Source organism: Glycocaulis sp. (genome assembly GCF_052168375.1).
Classification (GTDB): domain Bacteria; phylum Pseudomonadota; class Alphaproteobacteria; order Caulobacterales; family Maricaulaceae; genus Glycocaulis.
On sequence record NZ_JBQLZR010000192.1, the window covers coordinates 1 to 5,860 of the forward strand.

A 5,860-nucleotide genomic window follows, 5' to 3' on the forward strand; every position below is an offset into this window, starting at 1 on the left:
CCTCAGAAACTGGACAGAAGCAGACATGAAGGAGACCGGATATGGGCCGGCTCGTGGACGGCGTCTGGAAAGACGAGTGGTATGATACGAAGAAGTCGGGCGGCAAGTTCGAGCGCCAGGATAGCGTGTTCCGCAACTGGGTGACGGCAGACGGCTCTGCCGGCCCCGATGGCGAAAGCGGCTTCAAGGCAGAGCCGGACCGCTATCACCTCTATGTATCGCTCGCCTGCCCGTGGGCGCACCGCACGCTGGTCTTCCGCCACCTCAAGGGCCTTGAGGACTTGATCCCGGTGTCGGTTGTTCACTGGCGGATGAAGGAGCATGGCTGGACCTTTGAAGACGGACCCGGCGTGATCCCCGATCCGTTGCACGATGCCGACTACCTCCATCAGGTCTATACGGCGGCAAAGAGCGACTATACGGGTCGCGTAACCGTGCCGGTGCTGTGGGACAAACAGAAAGGCACCATTGTCTCCAACGAGAGCGCCGACATCATCCGTATGTTCAATTCGGCCTTTGACGGCGTTGGCGCTGCGCCGGGCGACTACTACCCCGAACACCTTCGCGGTGAGATCAATGCGCTGAACGCGCGCATCTATGACAGCGTCAATAACGGGGTCTACAAGGCGGGTTTTGCCACCGCGGCAGATGCCTACGAGTCGGCGGTCACCACCCTGTTCGACAGCCTCGACTGGCTGGAAAGCCTGTTATCGGACGGGCGCGAATACCTGACCGGCAGCCAGCACACCGAGGCTGACTGGCGGCTCTACACCACTTTGGTGCGCTTTGACCCGGTCTATCACGGCCATTTCAAGTGCAATCTCAAACGCCTGATCGATTACCCGCATCTTGCGGCCTATGCGCGCCGCCTGCACGGGCTGCCGGGAATTGCGGAGATTTTCGACCTCGGTCACGCCAAGCGGCACTATTACGAGAGCCATGACATGATCAATCCGTCGGGCATCGTGCCGCTGGGGCCGGATATGCACGTGGCCGACGGGCGCTAGCCCGCTCACCCCTTCCATTGCCAGTGCGCGGGGCGTTGCGCTATAGCGCGGCACGCATCCATTCCCCCGTTTTGCGTTCGAAGGAGCCTCGCGCATGTCGGCCTATCAATATGTCTACCACATGGACAAGCTGTCCAAGACCTATCCGGGCGGCAAGCAGGTCTTCGCGGGCATCTCGCTGCACTTCCTGCCCGACGCAAAGATCGGTGTGGTCGGCGTCAACGGCGCAGGTAAATCGACCCTGCTGCGCATCATGGCCGGGATGGACAATGACTTTACCGGCGAAGCCTGGGCCGAAAAGGGCGTGCGCGTCGGCTATCTGCCGCAGGAGCCGAAACTCGACGAGGCCAAGACCGTCTGGGAGAACGTGATCGAGGGCTCCGAGGACAAGAAGATCTACGACGAGTACAACGCCATCGCCATGCAGCTGGCCGAGGATTATTCCGACGAGCTGATGGAAAAGATGACCGCCCTGCAGGAGCAGGTCGACGCGCGTGACGCGTGGGATATCGACTCCAAGATCGAAATGGCGATGGAAGCCCTGCGTTGCCCGCCGGGCGATGCTTCGGTTGCGAACCTTTCCGGTGGTGAGCGCCGCCGCGTGGCCATCTGCCAGCTGCTTCTCTCCAAGCCGCATATGCTGCTGCTCGACGAACCGACCAACCATCTCGACGCCGAGAGCGTTGCCTGGCTTCAGCATCACCTTGAAAACTATGACGGTGCCGTGCTGATCGTCACCCACGACCGCTATTTCCTCGATTCCATCACGACGTGGACGCTGGAGCTCGATCGCGGGCAGGGCGTCCCCTACAAGGGTGGTTATTCGGACTGGCTGGAACAGAAGGCCAAGCGCCTGGAGCAGGAATCACGCGAGGAAGGCGCCAAGCAGCGTGCTCTCGCCCGCGAACTGGAATGGATCCGCTCCAGCCCGAAAGCCCGTCAGGCCAAGTCCAAGGCGCGTATCAAGTCCTACGAGGAAATGCGCGACGCGGCCGACCGGGAGAAAATCTCGACCGCCACCATCCGCATTCCGCCGGGCCCGCGCCTCGGCGGCAATGTGGTGGAATTCGACAACGTCACCAAGGCGTTCGGCGACAAGCTGCTGATCAAGGATCTGACCTTCAAGCTGCCGCCGGGCGGCGTGGTCGGCGTGATCGGCCCGAACGGCGCCGGCAAGACCACGCTCTTCAAGATGATTGTCGGCGAGGAGCAGCCTGATACCGGATCGGTAAAACTCGGCGAGACCGTCAAGCTCGGCTATGTAAACCAGTCCCGCGATGCGCTGGACGCGAAAAAGACTGTCTGGGAAGAAGTCTCGGGCGGAAATGACATGATTTCGCTCGGTGGCCATGAAGTGCCCAGCCGCGCCTATGTCGGCGCGTTCAACTTCAAGGGCGGTGACCAGCAGAAGAAGGTCGGCATCCTGTCCGGTGGTGAGCGCAACCGCGTGCACCTTGCCAAGATGCTGAAAGAAGGCGGCAACCTTCTCCTGCTCGACGAACCGACCAACGATCTCGACGTGGAAACGCTCTCGGCGCTGGAAGCGGCGCTGGAAGATTTCCCCGGCTGCGCCGTGGTCATCTCGCACGACCGCTTCTTCCTTGATCGTATCGCCACCCACATTCTCGCCTTCGAAGGCGACAGCCATGTGGAATGGTTTGAAGGCGCGTTCTCCGACTATCTCGAAGACAAGAAACGCCGCCTCGGCACAGATGCCCTCGTGCCGACGCGCGTGAAATTCCAGAAGTTCGAGCGCTAGGCTTTCCCGAACCCGCCACCGCCCGGCGTCTCGATCTCGATCGAATCGCCGGGCGCAAGCCTGGCCGAGAACAGGGCACCCTGCTCCTCGATTCGGCCATCTGCCCGGATGATGCGCGCCTTGCCGGGCGTGCCGTCTGACCCGCCTTTCAGGCCGGGCGGAGCCACGCGCCTGCGCCCGGATAGCAGGCTTGCCTCCATCGCTTCTTGGAATTGCAGGCGGCGCACCGAGCCATGGCCGCCGCGCCATTGACCCTCACCGCCTGAGCCCGCGCGTACGCGATGGCACAGGACGCGGACAGGATAGCGCAATTCCATGATTTCAGGGTCGGTCAGGCGTGAATTGGTCATGTGGGTATGTACGGCGTCAGAGCCTGCAAACCCGCTTCCGTCGGCCAGCAGCCCGGCGCCTGAGCCTCCGCATATCGTCTCATAATACTGATATGTTTCGTTTCCGAAGGTAAAATTGTTCATCGTGCCTTGCGCCGCTGCCATGCGGCCCGAAGCGGCGAAAAGCGCATCGACGATGAGCTGGCTGGTTTCCACATTGCCGGCAACCACGGCGCCCGGCGGTTCCGGCGCGATCAGCGAGCCTTCGGGAATGATGATGTCGACCGGCTTCAGACAACCCTCGTTCAACGGTATCTGGTCTTCCACCAGGCAGCGAAGAACATAGAGGACAGCCGCTCTGGCAACGGCACTTGGCGCATTGAAATTATTCGCCATCTGGGCGCTGGTGCCCGTGAAATCGATGGTGGCGCTGCCGTCTCCGGGGCGGGTCGTGATGGCGACGCAGATGCGTTCCCCGCCTTCCATTTCCATCACCGCCGAGCCGCTTTCCAGTGCGCCGATGACGCGGCGGACCGCCCGCTCGGCATTGTCCTGCACATAGCCCATATAGGCCCGCACGACGTCGAGGCCCTGCTCGGCGATCAGCCGGTGAAGCTCCTGCGCCCCGCGCGCACAGGAGGCCAGCTGAGCCTTGAGATCGGCGATGTTCCGGTCCGGTGCGCGAGCGGGATAGCTGCCGGAAGCCAGCACCTTGCGCACGGCCTCTTCATCAAACTTCGTATCCGAAAGAATCTTTACCGCATCAAACACCACGCCTTCCTCCCCGATCACTTTCGAGAAAGGCGGCATGGAGCCGGGCGCAAGCCCGCCGACATCGGCGTGATGCCCGCGTGACGCCACGAAAAAGAGGCGCTGGCCGCTATCATCGCAGACTGGCTGGATGACGGTAATGTCGGGCAGGTGCGTCCCGCCATTATAGGGTGCATTCAGCGCGACCGCTTCACCGGCCGCAAGGTCGGGGTAGGCATCGAGCGCCGCGCGCACGCTCGCAGACATGGAGCCGAGATGCACCGGCATGTGCGGCGCATTGGCGACAAGCCCGCCTGTCCCGTCAAAGACGGCGCAGGAAAAGTCGAGCCTCTCCTTCATGTTGACCGAGTGGGCTGTGCGCTCCAGCACAAGGCCCATCTCCTCGGCAATGCCCATGAAGCGCCGGTTGAAAAGCTCCAGCGTCACAGGATCGAGCTCCGTCGATCCTGTCGCGCGCACGCCTCGTGCATCATGCTCGAGAAGGAGCGCGCCGGTCGCGCCGCGCCGCGCTGTCCAGCCTGCATCAAGCGTGATGGTCTGGCCGGGCTCCATGATGAGGGCAGGGCCGCAGATGCGCTGTTCCGCTCCGAGATCGGCCAGTTTCCATATGCTGGCATCCTGCCATGCGCCGCCGGTAAAGATGCGGGTTGTGCCCGCAGGGCCGGGGCCGGTGACGCTGGCAGGCGGCGATACGGGCAGGCTTGCCGACGACGGGGCGACGGCCTTTACCGAAACAGCTTCGATGACAAGCTGTGCTGTCCCGGCGGCAAAGCCGAACAGGCGGACATGCGCGTCGTGATGAGCGCTGCGTACGGCGTCCAGCGTATCGAACTTCAAGGGCAGGGCAGTGTCCGAGCCTGCGACGCGTATGTGCACGAAATGGGTCGCCTCGACCGTTTGCGCGCCCTGACGGGAAAGTGCTTCGCGCGCGTCGGCCTCCAGAGCCTCCAGACGTGCCTGTGCCATCTTGAGCCCGTCCTCATCGAGCGCCGCCTCTAGCGCCGCTTCGCGCGTATCGAGGAGGGAGGCCATGCCGATGCCGAGCGCGGAGAGCAGCCCGGCTTTGGGGTGAATGATGACCTGACGAATACCCAATGCGGCAGCCACCTGACAGGCATGCTGGCCGCCTGCACCGCCGAAGGCGTTGAGAGCATAGCCACGCGGGTCGATGCCTTGCGCGGTGGTGATCTGGCGTATGGCACCGGCCATCGCATCGGCCGCAATGGCGATGAAGCCTTCTGCTGCTGCTTCCGCGCTGTCTGCGCCCATGGAGTCCGCCAGTGCCTGCAAAGCCGCCCGGGAAGCATGGGCGTCCAGCGGCGCATTGCCCTCAGGCCCGAAAACGGACGGGAACCAGTCCGGGTGCACCCGGCCAAGTACCAGATTGGCATCAGTGATGGTGGCAGGTCCCCCAAGGCCATAGGCAGCAGGGCCGGGCCGTGCGCCCGCGCTCATCGGACCGCAGCGTGCCCGCTCGCCATCAAAGTGCAGGATGGAGCCGCCCCCGGCGGCAACAGTATGAATGGCGAGCATGGGCGTACGCAGGAGCCGGCCGCCGATACGCACCTGGTCACGGCGTTCATACGCTTCGCCGTCATAGCGTGACACGTCCGTAGAGGTGCCACCCATGTCGAAGCCGATGACGCGCGACAGGCCTTCAGCTTTGGCTGTCTCAGCCATGCCGACCACACCGCCAGCCGGACCTGACAGCACCGCGTCGCGGGCGCGGAAATGGCCCGACCGTGCAAGTCCGCCCGATGACTGCATGAAGTAGAGCGGCACGCCCGAGAGGCCCTTGCCGACGCGTGCGGCGTAGTCCTGCAGGACGGGTTCCAGATAGGCGTCGATCACACTGGTAGAGGCTCGCGGGATCAGGCGGATCAGCGGGCTGACCTCGCTCGAGCGGCTTACGTGCACAAAGCCGGCCTCCCGCGCGAGCGTCTCCACCTGCTTTTCGTGCGCATCATTCACATACGAATTAATCAGTGCGATAG

General features: G+C 63.3%; 3 protein-coding genes. 2 read left to right on the forward strand and 1 reads right to left on the reverse strand.

All coding sequences use genetic code 11. The features are described 5' to 3' along the window. Nucleotides 1-41: 41 nt before the first annotated feature. Both ACTS2Z_RS07590 and ettA read left to right on the forward strand, forming a co-directional pair. Nucleotides 42-1,007 carry a glutathione S-transferase family protein gene (locus tag ACTS2Z_RS07590; RefSeq protein ID WP_442572611.1) on the forward strand — a complete coding sequence of 322 codons (966 nt, stop codon included), beginning with the start codon at nt 42-44 and terminating at the stop codon, nt 1,005-1,007. Nucleotides 1,008-1,101: 94 nt separating this feature from the next. Continuing rightward, on the forward strand, nt 1,102-2,766 hold the full coding sequence (gene ettA / locus ACTS2Z_RS07595; RefSeq protein ID WP_442572612.1) for an energy-dependent translational throttle protein EttA: 1,665 nt from the start codon (nt 1,102-1,104) through the stop codon (nt 2,764-2,766). On the opposite strand, the gene ACTS2Z_RS07600 is transcribed toward ettA, so the two are convergent. Then, the coding region (locus tag ACTS2Z_RS07600; protein ID WP_442572613.1) for a hydantoinase B/oxoprolinase family protein at nt 2,763-5,860 on the reverse strand (3,098 nt) is incomplete at its 5' end. The genes ettA and ACTS2Z_RS07600 overlap by 4 nt on opposite strands.